This window comes from Niveispirillum sp., from assembly GCF_052437035.1.
Taxonomy (GTDB): Bacteria; Pseudomonadota; Alphaproteobacteria; order Azospirillales; family Azospirillaceae; genus Niveispirillum.
Genome location: NZ_JBQVOH010000002.1, coordinates 547831 through 570676, shown reverse-complemented (window position 1 = coordinate 570676; position 22846 = coordinate 547831). Strand labels below are relative to the sequence as shown.

Here is a 22846-nt window from a genome sequence, read left to right as displayed (position 1 = left end):
CCATCCCGGCAAAGAGTCATTCAGGTAACGCCGTTACCTGAATTGCGCCCTTCCTGCAAAAAAACTAAGCTGCAACCCGTGCGCTTCACGCATGGCGGAAGGGACGGTTGCGCCCTTGTATGCGGGGGGTTCAAGGGTTAATTCGGCTTTGGAACATGGGTCGTCACGCGGCCCATCGGCCCCCGCGCCAGAGCCGGCGCGGGCGTCGTTCAATCGGAGGAAAGCATGGCTGTCAAAGTTGCGATCAACGGGTTCGGGCGTATTGGCCGTCTGGTTCTGCGCGCGCTCATCGAAAGCGGCCGCAAGGATATCGTGGTCGTCGCCATCAACGATCTGGCCGACGCCAATTCCAACGCCCACCTGCTGAAGTATGACAGCGTCCATGGCCGCTTCCCCGGCACGGTCGAGGTTGTAGACGGCAATCTGGTCGTCAATGGTCACACGATCCGCTCCGTGCAGCAGCGCGACCCGGCCCAGCTGCCCTGGGGTGAGCTGGGTGTGGACATCGCGCTCGAATGCTCCGGCATCTTCACCAGCCGCGACGCCGCGTCCAAGCACCTGACCGCCGGCGCCAAGAAGGTGCTGATCTCGGCCCCGGCAACGGATGAAGACCTGACGGTCGTCTATGGCGTGAACCATGACAAGCTGACGGCCGATCACAAGATCGTGTCGAACGCGTCCTGCACCACCAACTGCCTGGCGCCCGTCGCCCATGTCCTGAACCAGGGCATCGGCATCGCCCATGGCTTCATGACCACCATTCACAGCTATACCGGCGACCAGAACACCGTGGACACGTTCCACAAGGATCTGCACCGCGCCCGTGCTGCCGCCCTGAACATCATCCCGACCAGCACCGGTGCGGCCAAGGCCGTGGGCAAGGTTCTGCCGGAACTGAAGGGCAAGCTGGACGGTACGTCGCTGCGCGTGCCGACCCCGAACGTGTCGGTCGTCGATTTCAAGTTCGTGGCCAAGCGCAACACGACCGTCGAAGAAGTCAATCAGCTGATCAAGGACGCCGCCGCCTCTGGCCCGCTGAAGGGCATCCTCGGCGCCTATGCCGAGCCGCTGGTTTCCACCGACTTCAACCATGACAGCCACAGCTCAATCTTCGCTCTGAATGAGACGAAGGTCATGGAAGGCAACTTCGTGCGTATCCTGACCTGGTACGACAATGAATGGGGCTTCTCCAACCGCATGGGCGACACCGTCATTGCCATGGCGAACGCGGGCTGATTTCCCGACTGGTCTTTGCCAGCGATCTGGTTATCCTGATCGCTGGCCGGATCGACAACAGGGGCGCCGTTCCGGCGGGAGCGGCGCCCCTGGCATTTTGTGAAACCTGCAAACCACAGCCACAAGAAAGGGCGGATGGACATGACCCCCAATGAAATCGCGCGGCTTCAGACCTATCTGCGCAAGAACTTCGGCAACGACAAGATCACCGTGAACCCGCCAGCCAAGAAGGGCCAGCCGGTCGAAGTGACCATCGGGGAGGAATTCATCGGCACCCTCTACCGCGACGAGGATGATGGCGACGTGTCCTACGCCTTCAACATGACGATCCTGTCGGAAGATCTGCCGAACATCGCACCGGCGAAGAAGTAAGGCCCGTGTTTTGTCGCATGCGCTTGCGCTTATGCGACCTACGAAAACGTATGCCGTCGTAGGTCGCATAAGGACGAAGCCCGCATGCGACATCCCGTTTACATCACACCCAGATCCTTGGCCGTGAGGTCCAGCGCCAGCTTGGCCAGCCGCGCCACCTCATCCGCCTCCTCCTTCATCATGGTGAGGGCGGGGGCGTAGACCAGACTGTCGCGGATGCCCCGCATGATCAGGTTATTGTGAAAACAATGGTCGCGCGCCATCAGGCCGACCTTGCCGCCGCCAGGGAACCGCTCCCGCGTCCGGCGGTCCTTTACAATCTCAATGGCGCCGATCATGCCTTCGGAGCGGATTTCACCCACGATTGGGTGACCGACCAAAGCCTCCTCCAGCTTTTCGCGCAAGTACGGCCCGATCTCCGTTCGCGCGCGGTCCACCAGCCCTTCCCGCTCGATCACCTCCAGATTGGCCAGCGCCACAGCGCAGGCCACGGGGTGACCGGAATAGGTGAAGCCGTGGTAGAACTCCCCACCTTCATTGATCAAGGTCTCCGCCACCCGGTCGCCGACCATAACGGCGGAGAGCGGCACGTAGCCGGACGTGATGCCCTTGGCCAAGGTCATGAAATCCGGCTTGATGCCGTACCGCTGGCTGCCGAACCAATGGCCCAGACGGCCAAAGCCGCAGATCACCTCATCCGCGATCAGCAGGATGTCGTGCTCCTTGCAGATGCGGTTGATCTCCGGCCAGTAGCTGTCGGGTGGGATGATCACGCCGCCAGCCCCCTGCACCGGCTCCCCGATGAAGGCGGCAACGTTCTCCGGCCCGATCTCCAGGATTTTCTCTTCGACCGCGCGGGCCGCCAGCCGCCCGAACGCCTCCGCGCTCATCTCCCCCTGCCCTTCGAACGGGTAGGGCGCCATGACATGGGTGAAGCCGGGCAGCGGCAGGCCGCCCTGTTCATGCATCACCTTCATGCCGTTCAGCGAGGTCGCGGCCATGGTGGTGCCGTGATAGCCATGTTCGCGCCCGATGAAGACGCGCTTTTCCGGCTTGCCCTCCAGCGCCCAGTAATGGCGGGCCATGCGCACGATGGTATCATTGGCCTCCGACCCGGAATTAGCGAAGAAGGCGCGGTTCAGGCCCGGCGGAGTCAGTTCCGCCAGCTTGGCGGCCAGCCGCACCGTCGGCTCCGTCGTGGTCTTGAAGAAGCCGTGATAGAAGCTGAGATCGGTCAGCTGACGATAGGCGGCATCGGCCAGTTCCCGCCGGCCATAGCCGACATTGACGCACCACAGCCCGGCCATGGCATCCAGGATGCGGGCACCCGTACTGTCGGTCAGCCACACCCCCTCGGCATGGGTGATGATGCGCGGCCCGCCCAGGGCGGCCAGTTCCTGATGGTCGGTGAACGGATGCCAGTGATGGGCACCCGAAAGGCGCTTCAACGCGTCGGTATCGATGGTGGACACAAGTCGTCCCTCCCCAGGATCAAGATGCAGATGACGGACAGGCGGCGACCGTCAGACCGGCGGGTTGAACCCGATCCGGGCGCAGAGCAACAGCATCACTTCCTTGGGGCACGGGCCATGATAGATCATGCAGAGAGCATAACGCCGACACACGCCGGCGTCACGGCCCCTCCTATCCGAAACAGCATTAGCTGCGCAGGCCCGGCGCTTCCTGTCCGGTGCGGGCCACATATTCGGTGTAGCCGCCGCCATATTGATGGATGCCGTCCGGCGTCAGCTCCAGCACGCGGTTGGAGAGCGTGGCCAGGAAGTGCCGGTCGTGCGACACGAACAGCATGGTGCCTTCATAATTGGCCAGCGCGGTAATCAGCATCTGCTTGGTGTCGAGATCGAGATGGTTTGTCGGCTCGTCCAGGACCAGGAAATTCGGCGGGTTGTACAGCATCATCGCCATCACCAGCCGCGCCTTCTCACCCCCTGACAGCACCCGGCAACGCTTTTCCACATCATCGCCGGAAAAGCCGAAGCAGCCGGCCAGCGCCCGCAGCGAACCCTGGCCCGCCTGCGGGAAGGCGCTTTCCAAGGCTTCGAAAACGGTCTGCTCACCATCCAGCAGTTCCATCGCGTGCTGGGAGAAATAGCCCATCTTCACGCTGGCGCCGACATTGACGGTCCCGGTATCGGGCCGGTCGGCGCCAGCGATCAGCTTCAGCAAGGTCGACTTGCCAGCGCCATTGACGCCCATGACGCACCAGCGTTCTTTACGGCGGATGGTGAAGTCGAAGCCCTTATAGATGCTGCGGCTGCCATAGCCCTTGTGGACATTCCGCAGGACCGCGACGTCATCGCCCGAGCGTGGTGCGGGCGGGAAGTCGAACATCACCGTCTGGCGCCGCTTGGGCGGCTCGACGCGTTCGATCTTGTCCAGCTTCTTGACGCGGCTCTGCACCTGGCTGGCGTGGGAAGCGCGGGCCTTGAACCGCTCGATGAACTTGATTTCCTTGGCCAGCATGGCTTGCTGGCGTTCGAACTGCGCCTGCTGCTGCTTCTCGTTCAGGGCGCGCTGCTGTTCATAGAAGGTGTAGTCGCCGGAATAGGAGTTCAGCGACCCGCCATCGATTTCGATGATCTTGTTGACGATCCGGTTCATGAATTCCCGGTCGTGAGAGGTCATCAGCAGGGCACCCTCATAGCCCTTCAGAAACCCTTCCAGCCAGATCAGGCTTTCGATATCCAGATGGTTGCTGGGTTCGTCCAGCAGCATGGCATCGGGCTTCATCAACAGGATGCGGCCCAACGCCACGCGCATCTTCCAGCCGCCTGACAGGGCGCCGACATCCTTGTCCATCATCTCCTGGCTGAAGCTGAGGCCGGCCAACACCTCGCGTGCGCGGCCCTCCAGCTCATAGCCGCCCAGCTCGTCGAAGCGCGCCTGCACCTCGCCATAACGCTCGATGATCGCGTCCATCTGGTCGGCCTGATCGGGATCGGCCATGGCTTCTTCCAGGCTCGCCAGTTCCTTGGCAACCTCGCTGACCGGCCCGGCGCCGTCCATCACTTCCTGGACCGCGCTGCGACCGGACATCTCACCGACATCCTGGTTGAAATAGCCAATGGAAACCTGCTTCTCCACCGACACTTGGCCGGTATCCGGCTGTTCCTCACCCGTGATCATCCGGAACAAGGTGGTCTTACCAGCCCCGTTGGGTCCCACCAGACCCACCTTCTCCCCCCGGTTCAGGGCCGCGGAGGATTCCAGGAACAGAATGCGGTGACCATTATGTTTGCTGATATTTTCAAAGCGGATCATGGGGCCGGGTTCCAAGGGGCGTGTTCGGCCCCCTTATGCCACAAGATGCCGGGCGCGACAGTGGTCTGATCAGCCCTTATGCCGACTGACGATGCAGGCCTGCCAAGCGCATGACCAGAGCTACGCGGTTGATCCGCCGCGCGTGGAGACGACACCTGCGGGTCGTTTTTAAGTGAGGTTGAGGTTTTGGATTTCGCCTAACCACAAACACCACGCCTGTTGACACTAGCATGTAATTGCAGAACCATATGGCCATGCAATCATCGATCGCCCCCCTCACCTATGCCGAGCGTATCGACCGTGTCCGCCTGATCCGGGCGGAGAATGTCGGGCCGGTGACGTTCCTGCGGCTGATGGAACGGTTCGGGACCGCCACCGCGGCCCTGAACGCCCTGCCGGAACTGGCCAGGCGCGGCGGACGGACCGCGCCCTTGCGCATTCCGGGTAAGGCAGAGGTGGAGCGGGAGGCCGTGGCGCTGGACCGGATTGGCGCGCGGTGGCTGTTCCGGGGAGAGGCTGAGTATCCGGGGCCGCTGGCCGTGCTGGATGATGCGCCGCCGGTGCTGACCCTCCTGGGCTTTCCGGCGTTGCTATCACGACCCTGCGTGGGGATTGTGGGTGCCCGTAATGCCAGTATTGTGGGCCGCAAGATGGCGGAAAAGCTGGGCCGCGATCTGGCCGAGGCTGGGTTTACAGTGGTGTCGGGTCTGGCGCGCGGCATTGACACGTCGGCGCATCAAGGCGCCCTGGCCGGTGGGGCAACGGGTGGCGGGACGGTGGCCGTGGTGGCCGGCGGTGTCGACATCATCTATCCGCCAGAAAATGACGGCTTGTACCGGGAGATTGCGACGCGCGGTGCCATTCTGGCCGAATCACCCCTGGGCACGGAACCGCAGGCGCGTCATTTCCCCCGGCGCAACCGCCTGATTTCCGGCCTGTCGCTGGGCGTAGTGGTGGTGGAGGCGGCGGTGAAGTCAGTATCCCTGATCACCGCCCGGTTTGCCGGCGAACAGGGGCGCGAGGTGTTTGCCGTGCCGGGATCACCGCTGGACCCGCGCGCCCAGGGCTGCAACCGCCTGATCAAGGAGGGGGCGGGGCTGGTGGAGAATGCTGATGATGTCATCAACCACCTGCAAGGAGCCCTGCGCCGCCCCTTCAGCGAACCTAGCAGCGGGCTGTTCCGCCCCACCACACCGGCCCGCGAAGACGAGATCGAACTGGAAAAAGCGCGCCGTCTGGTGGCCGAGTGCCTGTCCCCCTCCCCGGTTCTCATTGACGAAGTGGTCCGCGGCTGCCAATTGTCTGCCGGAGTGGTGTTGACTGTCCTGCTGGAACTGGAACTGGCGGGACGGCTGCAGCGTCATCCCGGTGGGCAGGTCAGCCTGATCTGATCCTGTTCTGCCGTCCGGTCGTCCATCGTTCTTGCAAAGGCGGGTCCTTCAGTGGCTGGCAGTGTCGTCATCGTCGAATCCCCGGCCAAGGCCAAGACCATCAACAAATATCTGGGGTCGGACTTCACCGTCCTCGCCAGCTTCGGGCATGTGCGCGACCTTCCGCCCAAGGATGGGTCGGTGCGCCCCGAAGAGGATTTCGAGATGGATTGGGAGCTGGGTGACCGCTCCAAGCGCCATGTCGACGAGATCGCCCGCGCCGTGCGCGGTGCAAACCGTGTCTTCCTGGCCACTGACCCGGATCGCGAAGGGGAAGCCATCGCCTGGCATGTGCATGAGCTGCTGAAGGAAAAACGGCTGGCCGGCAAGGCGGAAATCCGCCGCATCACCTTTAACGAGATCACGAAAAGCGCCGTCCTGGACGCTATTGGCAAGCCGCGCGATGTGGATCAGGAACTGGTTCAGGCCTATCTGGCCCGCCGCGCCCTGGATTATCTGGTGGGTTTCAACCTGTCGCCGGTTCTGTGGCGCAAGCTGCCGGGGTCGAAATCGGCGGGGCGTGTGCAGTCGGTGGCCCTGCGCCTGATCTGTGAGCGTGAAGCCGAGATCGAAGCGTTCAAGCCGCAGGAATACTGGACCATCGAGGCGGAGTTCAAAACGCACGACGGCTCCACCTTTACCGCCCGCCTGACGCAGTTGGACGGCAAGCGACTGGAGAAGTTCAGCCTTGGCAACAAGGCCGCTGCCGAGGCTGCCCTGGCCCGCATCCGCCCCATGCTGTTCAAGGTGGGCCGGGTGGAGCGCAAGGAGGTGAAGCGCAACCCCTATGCGCCCTTCACCACCTCCACCTTGCAGCAAGAAGCCAGCCGCAAGCTGGGCTTTGGCGCCGTCAAGACCATGCGCACCGCCCAGAAACTGTATGAGGGCGTGGATATCGGTGGGGAGACGGTCGGCCTCATCACCTATATGCGTACCGACGGCGTGTCGCTCAGCCAGGAAGCCATTGACGGGTCGCGGCGCCTGATCGACCAGACTTGGGGCGACAATTACGTCCCCGAAAAGCCCCGCATCTATAAGACCGCCGCCAAGAACGCCCAGGAAGCGCACGAGGCCATCCGTCCCACCGACCTGTTCCGCCGCCCCGATCAGTTGACCCGCTATCTGGATAAGGATGAGTTGCGGCTGTACGAGCTGGTCTGGAAGCGCACGGTGGCCAGCCAGATGGCCAGTGCCGTGCTGGATCAGGTCACGGTCGACATCATGTCGAAGGGTGCGGAAGCCGTGTTCCGCGCCACCGGTTCCATCCTGAAGTTCGACGGCTTCCTGAAGGTCTATCAGGAAGAGAAGGATGATGACGGGGAGGAGGAGGAGAACCGCCGCCTGCCGCCCATGAAGGATGGCGACGACCTGACGCGCGGCGCCCTGAAGTCCGACCAGCATTTCACCCAGCCCCCGCCCCGCTATACCGAGGCCAGCCTGGTGAAGAAGATGGAGGAGCTGGGTATCGGTCGCCCCTCCACCTATGCCTCCACCCTGCAGGTGCTGCAGGAGCGCAATTATGTGCGGCTGGAGAAGCGGCGGTTTGAGCCGGAGGACCGGGGCCGGCTGGTCACCAGCTTCCTGGAGAATTTCTTCAACCGCTATGTCCAGTATGATTTCACGGCGGCCCTGGAAGAGAAGCTGGACGATATTTCCGGCGGGCGCGTCTTCTGGAAGGATGTGCTGCGCGAATTCTGGAAGCATTTCCACTCGGCCATCGACGAGACCAAGGACCTGACTATCACACAGGTGCTGAATGCCCTGGATGATGCACTGGGGCCGCATTTCTTCCCCGACCGGTTCGATGCCGAGGGGCACAAGATCGATGTGCGCGTCTGCCCCACCTGCGGGGCTGGGCGGCTGTCGTTGAAGCTGGGCAAGACGGGCGCCTTCATCGGCTGTTCCAATTACCCGGAATGCCGCTATACCCGCCCGCTGGCCGTGGCCGGTGAAGAGGCGGAGGCGGATGCCGACCGCGATCTGGGCGTCGATCCCGAGACGAACCAGAATGTGGTGATGAAGCGCGGGCCCTATGGCGTCTATGTCCAGTTGGGCGAGGCGGCGGCCAAGGGGGAGAAGCCAAAACGTGTCTCCCTGCCCCGCGGCCTGAACCCGCAGGATGTGGACCTGAATACGGCGCTGGCGCTGCTGTCGCTGCCGCGTTCGCTGGGCATGCATCCGTCGTCGGGCCAGGAGATCCAGGCCGGCATCGGACGCTTCGGCCCGTATCTGAAGCATGGCGATGCCTACAAGAACATCCCGCCCGATGATGACGTGCTGACCATCGGCTTGAACCGCGCGGTCGTCCTGCTGGGCGATGGGCCGGTGAAAAAGGCGGTGGCAGGGCGCGAGCTGGGTAACCATCCCAAGGATGGCAAGCCCATCTCCATCGGGTCCGGCCGTTTCGGTCCCTATGTGAAGCATAACAAGCTGTTCGCCAGCATTACCAAGGCCTACAACGCCGACACGCTGACCCTGGAACAGGCGGTGGAACTGCTTGCCGCGAAGGCCGCCAAGGACACGGCCAAGAAGGGGGCCGCATCGGAGGCAGAGGCTGAAGAAAAGCCGAAGAAGGCGCCCGCCAAGAAAGCCGCCGCACCAAAGGCGGCAGCGGCAAAGAAGCCAGCGGCGAAGACGGCAACGACAGCGGCAAAGAAGCCAGCAGTGAAAAAAACCAAGGCGTGAACTTGCAAACAGCGATAGGGTGAACCATGTTCAGCCGTATAAAGGGTATCAGCACCCTGGAGGGCCCCATGCGCACCCTGTTTCTGACCGGCCTGGTTTTGTCGATCATCGCCCTTTCCGCAACGGCGGAGGAACAGGCAGCGCCCGCATCGGCCCCGGTCAATACCTTCACCCTGCTGGAAAAGAAGCCGGAGCCGCAGCCGGTGAGCGGTGGCCCCACGGCCCGCACGGTGCCCGATTACAGCCAAGGCGTACCGGTGGCACAGGCGCAGCAGGCCGAACAGGAAGCCAAATGCCGCGTGCGCAAGACAGTGGAGGCCGGCGTTGCCATGGGCGGCGTCAGCGGCACCTATGCCGGTGCGCGCCTGGATTATGGCAAGGATGACAAGGCCCTGGCTCGTGGCTATGCCCCCAACCCGTGCCCCGATACCGGCTTTGCCATGTCGCTGGCCGTGTCAAGCAGCGACATGGAGGTGAAGCGCCGGGGTGAACGACGCCCGATGCAGATGGACGAAGACGGGCGGCCAGACCTGATGGAACGGTAAGGCCCCTGCCCTATTTCCCGTTCAAGGTCCGTTCGATATTCAAACCGATGGTCAACCCGCCCAGGGACGGTGCGGAGGGATCGCCGCCGACGGCAAAGCTGATCTGGACGCTGAACTGACTGGTCGATTGATCGAAGGCGATATTGTCGATGAAGGCGGTATCAGGGCCTTTGGCAACGGTCATGGAGAATTTCCTTTCATCCGCCTGCCAGAGATCGCTGGATAAAGGGTCGGACGCCACCGCCATGCCGGCCCCGTCAAACAGCAGGATTTCCGATACCATGCCGCCCGATGCGGCCCGTAGCCGGTAAAGTGCCGCTGACAGCGGATGATCGCGCAGTCCGGCAACCAACGGGTCATCAGTCTGGTCGCGATGCGCCTGATAACGACGATCCTCCATCATGATCTGCTGCACCGGCTTTGACCCGTTCACCTGCCATGCGGCGGCGAGGGCCGGTAGAACGGTCGGATCGGCCAGAAGCTGATCACGCACCTTATGTGCAACGGCCAGGGCCGTACGGCGTTCAGCCGATGAGAGAGCCATGTTGGCGGCGGCGCAATGCGGGACCTGGGCGTTGAACCGTTCCAGAAAACCCGGATAAGCCTTCAGAAAGGCGGCGGAGAAATAGACGCCCAATGGCATGTAGCGTTCAAACGCGATGGTCAGACCGGTAGCGTCGATGCCCGCCTCCCGCCGGGCGGAAGCCAGTTCCGCCTCATCCATCAGGACAGCGGCGACACGGCCACCGACCAGCATACGCAGAAGCTGTGCTCCGCTGCGTGCGGCGCCATCGACATTGGCCTCATGAGCCTGCAGCCATTTCAACTGATTGGAACCCAGCACCGCCGCCACGGGCAGTCCCGTCCGCACCTGGGCGGGGATTGCACCGGCCGGAGCCGTCGTAACCCATACCCAGCGCTCCAGCGCCAGCGGAAGGGACAGGCGTCCGGCATCGGTATCGCGCGCAGCATCCGGGGCCACAGAAAACACGCCCTGCGCCAGCCCCTGACGCACCTGTTCATGAGCGCGTAGCCAGGGGGAAAGGGCCACCTGATAGCGCTGGCCCAGCCGGTCCATGACGCAGTCGAAGGCACGCATGGAGGTGCCATCCAGGTTGTCGCCCACCATTTCCTGATAGGGCGGCGCAATGTTGGTAAGGAACCGCGGTATCTCTGCGGCTGACGCCCGCGCAGCGGGAACCAGCAGGGCCAAGGCCCCCAGCAGCAGACGCCCCGCCATGGTGACAAGGCGCATTTCACTCCCTTCTCGCCGATCTTGGTATCGGCGGACAGGGATCAGTCTAGGCCCGTTCATGCCCGCACGAACATCTATACGGAAGGTTCTGAAATAGATCGTGGACCAACTTAATTACCGCATGCCGCATCGGGCGCAACCGGTCAGCGGGGGCCGCCCTTAGCCCCACAGGCGGAATGGCAACAAGCCGGCGACAGCCAGCACAGTCAGCCATTGCAGGGTGGCCAGGGAAGCCAGCCGGTCCAACCAGGGCAAAAGCCCGGTGCGGCGGCGGTCCAGAAACAGGGTAGCCAGAAGGGCAATCGGCAACAGTCCCGTCACGACGGCCAGCAGCACACTGCCCACCGTGGCATCTCCCAGGGCCAGGAAGGACTGCCCCCAGATCAGGAACGGTGCGGGCAGCATCAAGGCCAGCAGGGCGGAAATGCTGACCATCCCGCCCAGGCTGCGCGGACCAAGGACCAGCCGCCAGAGACCGATCAACAGCAACCAACCAAGTCCCAGTAAACCCGCACCAACCGAAAGCCAGCCCAACCAGAAGCGCCATGCCGGCACACGCTGATAGCTTTGCCCGCCATCACTGAAGGAGACGCCATCGGCATCTTCCATGAACACATGCGAGGCGATGGTGCGGTCCTGCTGCCGGAACAGACCGTTACCCAGGGGCAGCAGCATGCGATCCGGCCTTTGCATGTTGGTCAACAAAAGACCATCGGGGACCGCCATCACCATTACCGTCGCCGTCAACCCGTCCAGATAGGCGAACTGATCGAAACGGTTGGGCAATGGGGTGTAGATGCCCTGCCACTTTGCCCTTTCCGGATCCGCAGCCGTGGGCAGCGGGGTCACGGGTGGCAAACTCAGGGCACGGATCAGGATAGCATCCAGGGCAGGGTAACTGGCCGTCTCACTGTCGGCATTGACGCTGATGAAGAAAGCCTTTCCCTGATCGGGGTACAGGCACAGCATGGCGCGGTAGCCGACGATATTGCCGGAATGGCAAAGGCCCACCACCCCATGCCGGTCGCGGATTTGCAGGCCCAGCGCATAGCCGATGGGCAGGCCCGCCCTGGCCGCCGCCGTGCCCGTCTGCCGCCCCATGGTGCGCAACAGGTCCGAGGCAATGAACGGCACCCCATCGATCATGCCATCGCCCATCAGAAACTGCGCCAGCCGCGCCATATCGGCGGCACTGGTCGTAAATTGTCCAGCGGGGCGGGTGAACCAAGGGATGGCAGCCTGGGTCGACCCATCATCGAAATGGCCCATGGCAAGCCGGGGATCGGCACCCGGCCCCGTCTGGGTCACAAAACCAAAGGTACTGTCACGCATGCCCAGCGGCGTCAGGAACGCGCGGTCCAGCCACGCCTCATACCGCTCCCCCGTTACCGCCTCCACCACCATGCCCAGCAACGTGTAACCGGTGTTGGAGTAGGAGAAGCGCTGCCCCGGCGGCCAGCGCAAGCGCAGTGCCTGGCCGTCACGGGCAATGCCCTGCATCAGCGGCGTGTCGGCAACGGGCCGCCGGCTGAACACCTGCCACAGCCGCGCATCATCCAGGCCCGATGTGTGGTCCAACAGATGGCGCAGGCGCAGCGGATGGGTCGCGGCCCAGGGATTATCGATGGCGACAGTGGGGAGGATATCGGCCAGCGGCTGATCCAGGGACAAGTGCCCCAGCGTAACGAGACGAAGCACACCCGTGGCCAGCACCGTCTTGGTCACCGACCCCATCTGCACCCGGTGGTCGGGTCGCATGGCCGCACCGGTACCGGCATCGGCCAGACCGGCGGCCCCAGTTGCCACCCCTTCCGGCGTGACCAAGGCCCAGACGGCGCCCGTCAGCCCCTGTTCACGCAGGGCCGCCGCCATCTCGCCTGCAACCTCCGCCCGCGCCGGAAGGGTGGTGGCGAGCAGGAGGAGGAAGCAGAGGAGCAGGCGCATTCAGGCGATCAATCGGTGAACTTGTTGTTCCGGGGGAAGCCGGTGGGCGGTAGCTTGCCCTGGGTGCCACGGAAGGCGACCCAGCCGGACAGTTCGGGCATGGTGACGCTGCGCACCCGGCCTTCCGCCCCGCCCATCTTCCAGGACAGACCGTCGGCCAGGTTGAAGGTCTTCACATCCGACAGGCTGGCATCCTTGTATTTCTGCAAGGCCACGCCCTTGCCGCGCGTCATCAGCGGCAATTCCTCCAGTTTGAAGACCAGCAGCTTGCGGTTATTGCCGATGACGGCCACGGCATCACCCTCCACCGGAAGCACCAGGGCCGCAACCCCGCCATCAGACGGGTTCAGCACCTGTTTGCCCGCGCGGGTCTGGGCCACCACCTCGTCCGCTTCCACCTGGAAGCCACGGCCATCGCTGCTGGCCACGATCAGTTTCTGGCCCGGTACATGGGCAAACAAGGCCACAATCTCCGCCTCGCCGAAATCGGCCATCAGGCGCACCGGCTCCCCGAACCCACGCCCGCGCGGCAGCTTGTCCGCCCCCAGCGTGTAGAATTTTCCGTTGGACGCAAAGACCAGCAGCTTGTCCGTGGTCTGCACGCGCAGGACAAAGCGTTCCTGGTCGCCATCCTTATACTTTGCATCCGCCACCTCCGCTGCGGTCAGGTGGCGGGAAACGGCGCGGATCCAGCCCTTTTCCGACAGGAAGACGGTCAGCGGCTCCCGCTCGATCATCGCCTCGACCGGCACCACGATGTCGGCGGGCGCATCACCCACCTCCGTCCGGCGTTCGCCCAGCGCGGTGGAGCGACCGAACTTCTTGTCCATCTGCTGCACTTCGGCGCGGATGGATTTCCAGCGCTTGCCCTCATCCTCCAGCAGTTCGGTCAGCTTGGACTTTTCCGCCGACAGGGCGTCATGTTCCTTTTTGATCTCAAACTCTTCCAGACGACGCAAGGAGCGCAGCCGCATGTTCAAGATGGCTTCGGCCTGAACGTCGGTCAGCTGGAAGGTGCGCATCAGCTCCTTCTTGGGCTCATCCTCCTCACGGATGATGCGGATGACCTCGTCCAGGTTCAGGTACGCGATCAGGTAGCCGCCCAACACCTCCAGCCGATGCTCAATCTCCGCCAGACGGAAGCGGGAACGGCGGATCAGCACATCCTGGCGGTGGGCCAGGAAGGCGTTCAGCACCTCATGCAGGGTCATGACGCGCGGGATGGTGCCGCCATCCAGCACATTCATGTTCAGGCTGAAGCGGATTTCCAGATCCGTGTTGCGGAACAACTGTTCCATCAACACGGCGGGATCGACATTCCGGCTCTTGGGGATCAGGACGAGGCGGATATCTTCGGCCGATTCGTCGCGAACATCGTCCAGCAGGGGCAGTTTGCGTTCGGCCAGCAGCTCCGCAATCTTTTCAACCAGACGCGATTTCTGCACCTGATAGGGGATTTCGGTGACCACCACCTGCCAGGTCCCCTGACCCATCGCCTCCTTGGTCCAGCGGGCACGCAGGCGGAAGGCACCGCGTCCGGTGCGATATGATTCGATGATGCTGGCGCGGCTCTCCACTAGCACGCCACCCGTCGGGAAGTCAGGTCCGCGCACCCAGCTGACCAGTTCATCCACCGTCACGGGCCGGCGCTTTTCCGGGGCGGGCAGCAATTCGCGTTCGATGATCAGGTTCAGCGCGCCGCAAATCTCACCGACATTATGCGGCGGAATGCTGGTCGCCATGCCGACTGCGATGCCAGCAGAGCCATTGGCCAGCAGGTTGGGGAAAGCCGCCGGCAGAACCACCGGCTCCTGCCCGTCACCATCATAGGTGGGGCGGAAATCGGTCGCATCCTCGTCCAGGCCCTGCATCAGGGCCTTGGCGACCTCCGTCAGCTTGGCCTCGGTATATCGCATGGCGGCGGCGTTATCACCGTCGATATTGCCGAAATTCCCCTGGCCTTCGACCAACGGATAGCGGCTGGCAAAATCCTGCGCCAGACGGACCAAAGCGTCATAGACCGACTGGTCACCATGGGGGTGGAATTTACCGATCACGTCACCGACCACACGCGCCGACTTTTTCGGCATCGTGTTGGGGTCCAGCTTGAGCTGGCTCATCGCGAACAGAATGCGCCGATGCACCGGCTTCAACCCGTCGCGCACATCAGGCAGCGAACGGGAGACGATGGTGGAGAGCGCGTAGGACAGATAGCGTTCACCGAGGGCTTCGGCCAGTCGCTTGTCCAGGATTTCATAGGCGGCGTCGGTCATGCCCTATCCATACCAGATGTGGTAGGGGCATGGGTACTGGCTTCTATACTGGCCTTTGGGGATAGGGGCTATGGCTGGCGACCGGCATAGAGCAGGCGGGCGATAACTACTTCCGCGTCGGTGACACGGAAATGGATGCTGACACGTCGTTCAAAACCGATGACGCGGACATTACCATTCGCATCATCAAGGAAATGGCCGCGTTTCGGGAAGGTCTGAAGGCTGAAGCAGCAGGCTCTCAGTCGTTGAATGTAACTTAACGCAACAGCCGCCCCTTGATCATGCTCAATCAACCTAGCGAGCGCTTTGATATCGCGGCGCGCCTGCACGGAAAAGATAACAGGGTATGTCCGGATCATCAGAGGCGGGAACGCAGTTCTGCCTCCAACGTACGGAACACCTCCTCCATTGGCGTGCCCGTTGACGGGTCACGATCATACTCCTCCAAGGCCGGCAGGACCTGTGCGCGCAGCCATGCGGGGTCCGCGTCGGCGAAGGGGCCGAGGTCGGTGTCATCAATCTCAATGGCTGGCTTGCCGTCCATGATATGCCCGCCTCAAATCGGTTGATGACAAGAGGATAACATCGCGCACCCGCCCTGTCACCCTCTCCCCCTCCCCGTCACTTGATCGGGTTCGGCCCCGGAAAGACGGCACGCAGGGCCGGCAGGGCAGCGGGGTGATAGACGGAATGGTGGCGCTCACTGGGCAAATCCTGGAAATCCCAGGTGAGGCCCACCGGCGCCCCCACCTTCAACGCCGCCATCACCCGGTCCACACCGCCGCGCATGCCGCCGCCCTCATTGCCGATGGCCAGATGCAGGCTGCGCGTTCCGGGCCTCTGCGCCTTCAGAAGGTCTGCCGCCTGATAGGACAAGGCCTCCTTGTTCCACCACATTGACGGGCTGATGGCGATGTAATGGCTGAACATATCCGGCTGGTGCAGGAAGGTTTCCAGGATGAACAGGCCGGCCAGACTTTCGCCGATCACGCCGGTTTCGCCATCGGTGCGGAAGTTCTTCTCGATGAAGGGCTTCAGTTCCACCCCCAGGAAGCGGCGGAAATTGTCGGCCCCGCCATGGGTGGGCAGTTCCTTGATATCCAGCGGGTCCTGGGAGGGGGAGGTCAGATCGCGCTTGCGGTCCGTCCCCTCAATCCCCACCAAAATCACTTCCTTGGTGACACCGTTCAACTCTCCCAGTTGCACCAGACCCGCGATATGGAACCAATCCTCCTTGGTGCCGCCATCGATCAGATACAGCACCGGGTAGCTGTGCTTGCCATCGGCATAAGAGGCGGGCAACAGCACATTGATGCGCCGCTTTTCCTTCAGAACAGCGGAGTCCAGGCTGTAGGCGATGCCGAACTGGATTGCCTCACTGGCGCCAAGGCCAGGCGCATCCGTCGCCTGCACCGGTATCGGGGCGAGAATGCAAGTGGCCAGCAGGGCATAAGTCAGGAGCTTCTTCATTTCATATCCCGGATTGCAGCAATTTCGGTCTTCAGCGCATCCCAGAGGCGGTCGGCCAGCGCCGTCAGTTCATCGCCGCCATAGGCAGCGCTCAGGCCACGGCCCCAGACGGGACCGGGCCAGGCGGGATCGTCGCGGCGGCGTGCGATGATATGCATGTGCAACTGCGTCACGACATTACCCAGGGCGCCGGTGTTGATCTTGTCCGGCTGGAACAACCGCTCCAGCACACGGGCCGCAGCAGAGGTCTCCCGCGTCAGCAAGACCTGATCGGCGGGCGACAGGCGGTGGATTTCCACGGCCCCCGCCCGGCGAGGCACCAGGATCAGCCAGGGGAACAGGCGATTGCGCATCAGCAGCACACGTGACAATGGCCAGTCACCCAGCGTGACCGTATCCGCCGCCAGACGCGCATCCAGATCGAAGCCGGTTTCCATCACCTTCCCCTGCCCTGCCATTCTGCCCGGTCTATACCAAGATGGGCCGCCTGCGCTATGCTCAGCCCTGTCAGAACGGATGGCCATTGCGCTTTTCACAAAAATAACAGAAACGGCTGCCAGAGATTGACCCGCCGCCATTCCTGGCGGTCGGTGTTCCAGGGGCAAGACAGGAACGATGGGCAAGATTTTGAAGATGCGGGCTTCGGCTTGGGGTGTGCTGTTGCTGCTGGTCCTGGGCAATATCGGGGCCTGGGCCCTGTCCAACCGCCCCACGACGCCCGAGAAACTGTGGTCGGGCACGATATCCGGCGTCGCCTTCAGCCCCTATCAGGAACATCAGAATCCGCAGGATGGCCGGCATCCGTCGCGTTCAGATATTGAGCGCGATGTGGCCGTCGTCGCCCCCTTCGTCCGCTCCATCCGCACCTATACGGCCACAGACGGGCTGGAGGTGACGCCGGAGATCGCGGCCAAGTACGATCTTGACGTGACCGCCGGCGCCTGGATCTCCGGCGATCTGGGCAAGAATGAGCAAGAGATCAACTCCCTGGTCCGCCTGACCCGCGCCAACAAGAACGTGACGCGCGTCATGGTCGGCAACGAGGTGATGTATCGCGGCGATCTGGAGGTCGAGGCGCTGATCGACTATGTCCAGCGCGTGAAGCGGCAGATGGATGTCCCCGTCTCCACCGCCGAGCCGCCCTATGTCTGGATCAAATATCCCGAGTTGGCTCAGGCCGTCGACTACATCACCATCCACCTGCTGCCCTATTGGGAGAAGGTACCGATTGAGCAGGCCATGGAGCAGGTGCGCCGAGGCTATGACGAGGTGCGCGCCAAGTACCCTGACAAACATATCCTGATCGGCGAGGCCGGCTGGCCGTCCGACGGCCCCTATCGCGGCGGCGCCCAGGCCAGCCTGGTCAACCAGGCGCAGTTCATCCGCAACTTCCTGAACCTGGCCGGTGAGAACCGCTGGGACTATTACATCATGGAAGGCTTCGACCAGCCATGGAAGCGGGAGATCGGTGGCGAGGCGGAGGCCAACTGGGGCATCTGGGACACCCATCGTCAGATGAAATTTCCCATGGAAGGCGGCGTGTTCGAGGTGCCGGGCTGGCCCGTGCTCTGCGCCATCGCCACGCTTCTGGCCTTTATCCCCATGTTCTGGTTCGTGCTGGCGCGCGACGATCTGAAGCCCGCCGGGCAGCTTTTCTATGGCGCGCTGATCCAGGGGATCGCGTCGGGTCTGGTCTGGACCGCGACGGAGGCGATGACGACGGGCATGAACACCATGTCCTTCGTGGCCTTCCTGATCCTGATCTGTGCCCAGATATTGCTGCTGATCGTCGTGCTGATCGACGGGCTGGAACTGACCGAGGTGGTGTGGACCGACCGCTGGAAGCGCAAGTTCAATCCGGTGAAGGTCAATACCAGCGGCTATTACCCCAAGGTTTCCATCCATGTGCCCTGCTACAACGAGCCGGCGCATATGGTGATCGAGACGCTGAACGCGCTGGCGAAGATGGATTATCCCAACTTCGAAGTGCTGGTGATCGACAACAACACCAAGGATGAGGAAGTCTGGAAGCCGCTGGAGGCGCATTGCGCCAAGCTGGGTCCGCATTTCCGCTTCTTCCATCTGGCCAAATGGCCGGGATACAAGGCCGGCGCCCTGAATTTCGGTCTGGCCGTGACGGCCCCGGATGCCGAGGTCGTGGGCGTCATCGACAGCGACTATCAGGTCACGCCGGACTGGCTGTCTTCCACCATCCCCTATTTCGAAAGCCAGAAGGTCGCCTTCGTCCAGAGCCCGCAGGATTACCGCGACTGGCACATCCATCCCTTCCACCGGATGATCAACTGGGAATATCAGGGCTTTTTCCATATCGGCATGGTGCAGCGGAACGAACGCAACGCCATCATCCAGCATGGCACCATGACCCTGATCCGCACCTCCATCCTCAAGCGCGTGGGCTGGTGGGCCGAATGGTGTATCTGTGAGGATGCGGAACTGGGCCTGCGCCTGTTCGAGGAGGGGCTGGAAAGCGTCTATATGCCCGACAGCTTCGGCAAGGGCCTCGTGCCTGACAGCTTTGCCGGGTACAAGACCCAGCGCTTCCGCTGGGCCTATGGCGCGGTACAGATCATCAAGCGGCATTGGCGGGAATTCCTGCCGTCGGGCAAGACCCTGACCTTCGGGCAGAAATACCATTTCGTCACCGGCTGGCTGCCCTGGTTCGCCGATGCGGCCCATATGCTGTTTGTGGTCGGCGGTATCTTCTGGTCGCTGGGCCTGCTGTTCGCCCCGCGCTATTTCGAGTTTCCGCCGACGGTCTTCATCATGCCGACCCTGGGCGTGTTCTTCTTCAAGGTGGCGTGCGGCCTGTGGCTGTACGCGGCACGGGTGAAGTGCGGCTTCCTGGACAAGGTGAACGCCGCCGTGGCCGGCATGGCCCTGACCCATACGGTGGGCCGGGCGGTGTGGACGGGTCTTTTCACCGAAGGCCGCCCGTTCGTGCGCACGCCCAAATGCGAGGATCAGCCGGCCCTGATCCAGGGCTTCCTGCATGCCAAGGAAGAGGTCATGCTGATGCTGGCCCTCTGGGTCACGGCCTTTGCCGTAGGCTGGAAGGAAGGCGGCGACAATCGCGACGCCTATATCTGGTCGGCCATGCTGGTCGTCCAGTCCCTGCCCTACATCGCAGCATTGGCCGTGGCCACCATCAATGGCCTGCCCATGCCCAAGCAGGAACAAGAACCGACAGCCCCGGCGGCGGCGGAGTAAGCGTCGGGAAACCGGCAAAGCAAAAGGGGCGGTCCCGATGGGACCGCCCCTTTTTCATTCCGCCACCACAGAGCGGAAGAACCGGTCCCACCAGCCGCCACCGGGACAGACCAGGCCGCCCTCGGCCGAACAGCCGCTGCGCGTGAAGGCAACGGTGGAGACGCGGCCCAGGACGCGTTCCAAGGGGACGTAGCCGACATCGTTCAGGAAGCGGCTGTCGCCGGAATTGTCGCGGTTATCGCCGGCCATGAACAGATGGCCGTCGGGCACCCGATATTCAGGCGTGTTGTCGGCCATGCCCGCGTCGGTGTTCTCCAGGATCAGGTGGCGGCGGCCACCGGGCAGGGTTTCCTGATATTCGGTGGCGGTGACGACGGCCCCGGATTGGGCGCGGTAGGTGATGTCGCGCAGCTTTTCCCGCGCGACCAGCTCGCCATTGATATAGAGGCGGCCCTGCACCCATTGAAGCCGGTCGCCGGGCAGGCCTACCACCCGCTTGACCAGATCATTCTCCTCCCCCGCCTTGCGGAAGACGACGATGTCGCCGCGCGCCGGCACATCGCCCAGCACGCGACCGGACCCGACGGGCAAGGGGATGAAGGGCGTGGAGAAGCGGCTGTAGCCATAGGGATACTTGGCCGCATAGAACTGATCACCCACGGTCAGGGTGGGCAGCATGCTTTCGGAGGGGACGTAAAAACCCTGGTAGAGGAAGGTATTCACCACCAGCACGACACCGGCGAAGGTGGCGATGGAGCCGGCCCATTCACGGGCCTTCGACTTCACCGCCGCGCTTGAGCCCGCCTCCCCCGTCATCAGTCTGCCGCCACCCAGCGGAACAGTCGGTCGGACCAGCCGCCGCCGGGGCAGATCAGGCCTTCTTCTGCGGTGCAGGACTTGCGTGCGAAGGCCACCATGGAGACACGGCCCAGAACGCGTTCGACAGGGATATAGCCGACCTGACGCAGGTAGCGGCTATCCTGGGAATTGTCGCGATTATCGCCCATCATGAACAGGTGGCCTTCCGGCACCTTATATTCGGGCGTGTTGTCGGCAAAGCCGTCATCGCGCTGTTCGATGATCAGATGCTTGCGGCCATTGGGCAGGGTTTCGGTATATTCCGTGACCTGCACCACCATGCCGCCATTGTCGCGGTAGGAATAGTCGCGGTTCTTTTCACGCGGCACCACCTGACCATTGATATAGAGCAGGCCTTCGCGCACCTGGATCGTATCACCGGGCAGGCCGATAAGGCGCTTCACATAATCTTCTTCCGTGCTGGGCAGGCGGAAGACCACGATGTCGCCGCGTTCGGGCGTGATGTCCGGGAAGCGGGTCGCGCCGCCAAAGGGCAACGGCACGAAGCTGGTGGAGAAGCGGCTGTAGCCATAGGCGTATTTGGCCGCATAGAACTGATCTCCCACCTTCAAGGTGGGCAGCATGCTTTCCGATGGGACATGGAAACCCGCAAACAGCAGCGTATTAATGACAAGGTAGAAGCCGGCAACAAAACCGATCAGACCCGCCCATTCCTTAACAACTGCGCGCAAAGCCATCACTCCTCACGGAAAAACGCTGCCGACACCATGCCCGCCGCCCCGTTTGCGGTCAATCACCACCCTGAGTGTCAGGGGTGGGGCCAATTCACGCGGTGGCTTCTTCGGTCGCCGCGTCCCCGTCCTCCACCGCTGCTTCCTCTGCTGCCGCTTCCTCCACCGGGGCATCGGCGCGGCGTTCCAGGACGGCGGCGAAGAAGCCATCGGTATCGTGGCGCAGCGGCGTCAGGCGCAGCATGTCGGTGGTCACCGGCGGCTTGCCCCAGGCAGCGGGCCAGGCGGTCGGCACGGGCACCAGGGTGAAGTCGGGATGCGACGCCAGGAACGCCTCCACCTGGCCCTCATTCTCCTCCCGCAGGACGGAGCAGGTGGCATAGATGACGCGGCCGCCGGGGCGGACCAGACGGGCAGCACTGTCCAGGATGCTGGCCTGCAACGGCACCAGTTCGGAAAGGCCGGGACCCAGGGGGCGCCAGCGGCTGTCAGGATTGCGGCGCCAGGTGCCGGTGCCCGAACAGGGCGCATCCACCACCACGCGGTCGAACTTGCCCTTATGCCGCTTCACCCAGGGGTCGCGTTCGGTCTTGATGGCGCGGGTTTCGATATTGTGCAGGCCGGCGCGGCGGAACCGTTCCTTGGCGCGGGTCAGACGGCCTTCCAACACGTCGGTCGCCACCACGCGGCCCTTGTTCTCCATCATGGCGGCGATGGCCAGGGTCTTGCCACCGGCACCGGCGCAGAAATCCACCACCTGCATGCCGGGCTGCGCATCGGCCATGAAGGCCACCAGCTGCGAGCCTTCATCCTGGATCTCGATCATCCCGGACTTATACGCGTCGAGCGCCATGACGGGCGCACGACCCGCCAGACGCAGGCCCACGGGCGACAGGTCGGTGGGCGTGGCCTTGATCCCGGCATCAGCCAGGGCCTTCATGGCCTCTTCCCGCGTGCCCTTCACCGGGTTGACGCGCAGGTCCAGCGGCGCCTCACCCAGCATGCCCGACGCCTCGGCCAGGAAACGCTCGCCAAAGGTGGCGCGCATCGGCGCCTCCGCCCATTCCGGCACCTCGCCCTGCACGGCTTCCGGCTGGTCGGGGTGGTTCAGGGTGCGGGTGTCGAGCGCGCGGATCAGCTTGCGTTCGCGGTCCGACAGGGGGGCCGGCGCGAACTTGGCCCCGTTGAACAGGCCGGCCACGGCATCGGCGGTACGGCCACCGGCCAGGATGCAATCGGCAATCACCAGGGCGCGCGGATCGGGCATGTGGTTCACCCGCTCCAGCCACCAATGCAGCCGCGCCCAATGGCGCATGACGCCATAGACCAGCGACGCAATCTCCCCCCGGTCCTTGGCACCGATATAGCGGCGGGCGCGGAAAAAGGCGCTGGTGACCGCATCGGCCGGACGCGGGGTGTCCATCACCTCGGCAAGCAAATCGGTCGCGGTGGCCAAACGGGCGGCGGGGGTCATGGCGTGTCTTCTCGATACTGTCGGCGCTGGTAAAGCCGGCGACTATAGGGCCGAGACGGGTGCTGTGGAAGTGCCGGGCTGCCATGGCTGCCCCTCCCGTGC

Annotated in this window: 18 protein-coding genes; 6 read left to right on the top strand and 12 right to left on the bottom strand. The window is 63.3% G+C overall.

The window, feature by feature from the left end; translation table 11 throughout:
* Window positions 1-225 precede the first annotated feature (225 nt).
* On the top strand, window positions 226-1236 hold the full coding sequence (gene gap / locus ACT6Q8_RS07715; RefSeq protein WP_054169667.1) for a type I glyceraldehyde-3-phosphate dehydrogenase: 1011 nt from the start codon (window positions 226-228) through the stop codon (window positions 1234-1236).
* Window positions 1237-1377: 141 nt separating this feature from the next.
* Complete coding sequence (locus tag ACT6Q8_RS07710) at window positions 1378-1608, top strand: DUF3126 family protein (RefSeq protein ID WP_082372584.1); 231 nt, start codon at window positions 1378-1380, stop codon at window positions 1606-1608.
* 98 nt (window positions 1609-1706) lie between these two features.
* Here ACT6Q8_RS07710 and ACT6Q8_RS07705 read toward each other — a convergent pair whose 3' ends face one another.
* Together ACT6Q8_RS07705 and ACT6Q8_RS07700 are read right to left on the bottom strand one after the other, a co-directional pair.
* Entirely contained in the window at window positions 1707-3080 is a 1374-nt protein-coding gene (locus tag ACT6Q8_RS07705) for an aspartate aminotransferase family protein (protein WP_444734803.1), read from the bottom strand.
* 187 nt (window positions 3081-3267) lie between these two features.
* A complete protein-coding gene (locus ACT6Q8_RS07700) occupies window positions 3268-4890 on the bottom strand; it encodes an ABC-F family ATP-binding cassette domain-containing protein (protein ID WP_444734802.1) in 1623 nt (540 codons plus the stop codon).
* A gap of 248 nt (window positions 4891-5138) precedes the next feature.
* Between ACT6Q8_RS07700 and dprA the strand changes: the two genes are divergently transcribed.
* The 3 genes from dprA (at window position 5139) to ACT6Q8_RS07685 (ending at window position 9550) form a co-directional block, all read left to right on the top strand.
* Window positions 5139-6281 (top strand): DNA-processing protein DprA, encoded by a 1143-nt coding sequence (dprA, locus tag ACT6Q8_RS07695; protein ID WP_444734801.1) that lies wholly within the window; start codon window positions 5139-5141, stop codon window positions 6279-6281.
* A gap of 51 nt (window positions 6282-6332) precedes the next feature.
* Window positions 6333-9005, top strand: coding sequence for a type I DNA topoisomerase (gene topA, locus ACT6Q8_RS07690; RefSeq protein WP_444734800.1), 2673 nt, complete (start codon window positions 6333-6335; stop codon window positions 9003-9005).
* A 68-nt stretch (window positions 9006-9073) separates the two neighbouring features.
* Complete coding sequence (locus ACT6Q8_RS07685) at window positions 9074-9550, top strand: hypothetical protein (protein ID WP_444734799.1); 477 nt, start codon at window positions 9074-9076, stop codon at window positions 9548-9550.
* A gap of 10 nt (window positions 9551-9560) precedes the next feature.
* On the opposite strand, the gene ACT6Q8_RS07680 is transcribed toward ACT6Q8_RS07685, so the two are convergent.
* The 7 genes from ACT6Q8_RS07680 to ACT6Q8_RS07650 all read right to left on the bottom strand — a co-directional run bounded on the left by ACT6Q8_RS07680 (window position 9561) and on the right by ACT6Q8_RS07650 (window position 16929).
* Window positions 9561-10805 carry a substrate-binding periplasmic protein gene (locus tag ACT6Q8_RS07680; RefSeq protein ID WP_444734798.1) on the bottom strand — a complete coding sequence of 415 codons (1245 nt, stop codon included), beginning with the start codon at window positions 10803-10805 and terminating at the stop codon, window positions 9561-9563.
* Window positions 10806-10964: 159 nt separating this feature from the next.
* Window positions 10965-12749, bottom strand: a complete 1785-nt coding sequence (locus ACT6Q8_RS07675; RefSeq protein WP_444734797.1) for a serine hydrolase domain-containing protein — start codon at window positions 12747-12749, stop codon at window positions 10965-10967.
* A gap of 8 nt (window positions 12750-12757) precedes the next feature.
* Window positions 12758-15022 (bottom strand): DNA topoisomerase IV subunit A, encoded by a 2265-nt coding sequence (gene parC / locus ACT6Q8_RS07670; RefSeq protein WP_054169674.1) that lies wholly within the window; start codon window positions 15020-15022, stop codon window positions 12758-12760.
* Between the two features lie 68 nt (window positions 15023-15090).
* Entirely contained in the window at window positions 15091-15381 is a 291-nt protein-coding gene (locus ACT6Q8_RS07665) for a type II toxin-antitoxin system RelE/ParE family toxin (RefSeq protein ID WP_444734796.1), read from the bottom strand.
* Window positions 15381-15566 carry a hypothetical protein gene (locus tag ACT6Q8_RS07660; protein ID WP_054169676.1) on the bottom strand — a complete coding sequence of 62 codons (186 nt, stop codon included), beginning with the start codon at window positions 15564-15566 and terminating at the stop codon, window positions 15381-15383. The genes ACT6Q8_RS07665 and ACT6Q8_RS07660 overlap by 1 nt, the downstream gene beginning before the upstream one ends.
* A 77-nt stretch (window positions 15567-15643) precedes the next feature.
* Window positions 15644-16492, bottom strand: coding sequence for an alpha/beta hydrolase (locus ACT6Q8_RS07655; protein ID WP_444734795.1), 849 nt, complete (start codon window positions 16490-16492; stop codon window positions 15644-15646).
* The gene (locus ACT6Q8_RS07650) at window positions 16489-16929 is read right to left on the bottom strand and encodes an HIT domain-containing protein (RefSeq protein ID WP_054169720.1); all 441 of its coding nucleotides are present in this window, start codon (window positions 16927-16929) and stop codon (window positions 16489-16491) included. The genes ACT6Q8_RS07655 and ACT6Q8_RS07650 overlap by 4 nt, the downstream gene beginning before the upstream one ends.
* A 196-nt stretch (window positions 16930-17125) precedes the next feature.
* On the opposite strand from ACT6Q8_RS07650, the gene ACT6Q8_RS07645 reads away from it, so the two are divergent.
* Window positions 17126-19720 (top strand): glycosyltransferase, encoded by a 2595-nt coding sequence (locus ACT6Q8_RS07645; RefSeq protein ID WP_054169721.1) that lies wholly within the window; start codon window positions 17126-17128, stop codon window positions 19718-19720.
* A gap of 54 nt (window positions 19721-19774) precedes the next feature.
* Here ACT6Q8_RS07645 and lepB (ACT6Q8_RS07640) read toward each other — a convergent pair whose 3' ends face one another.
* The 3 genes from lepB (ACT6Q8_RS07640) to ACT6Q8_RS07630 all read right to left on the bottom strand — a co-directional run bounded on the left by lepB (ACT6Q8_RS07640) (window position 19775) and on the right by ACT6Q8_RS07630 (window position 22744).
* The gene (gene lepB / locus ACT6Q8_RS07640; RefSeq protein ID WP_444734793.1) at window positions 19775-20536 is read right to left on the bottom strand and encodes a signal peptidase I; all 762 of its coding nucleotides are present in this window, start codon (window positions 20534-20536) and stop codon (window positions 19775-19777) included.
* Window positions 20536-21276, bottom strand: coding sequence for a signal peptidase I (gene lepB, locus ACT6Q8_RS07635; protein ID WP_054169679.1), 741 nt, complete (start codon window positions 21274-21276; stop codon window positions 20536-20538). Before lepB (ACT6Q8_RS07635) ends, lepB (ACT6Q8_RS07640) begins: the two co-directional genes overlap by 1 nt.
* An 88-nt stretch (window positions 21277-21364) precedes the next feature.
* A complete protein-coding gene (locus ACT6Q8_RS07630; RefSeq protein ID WP_444734792.1) occupies window positions 21365-22744 on the bottom strand; it encodes an RsmB/NOP family class I SAM-dependent RNA methyltransferase in 1380 nt (459 codons plus the stop codon).
* Window positions 22745-22846: the final 102 nt, after the last annotated feature.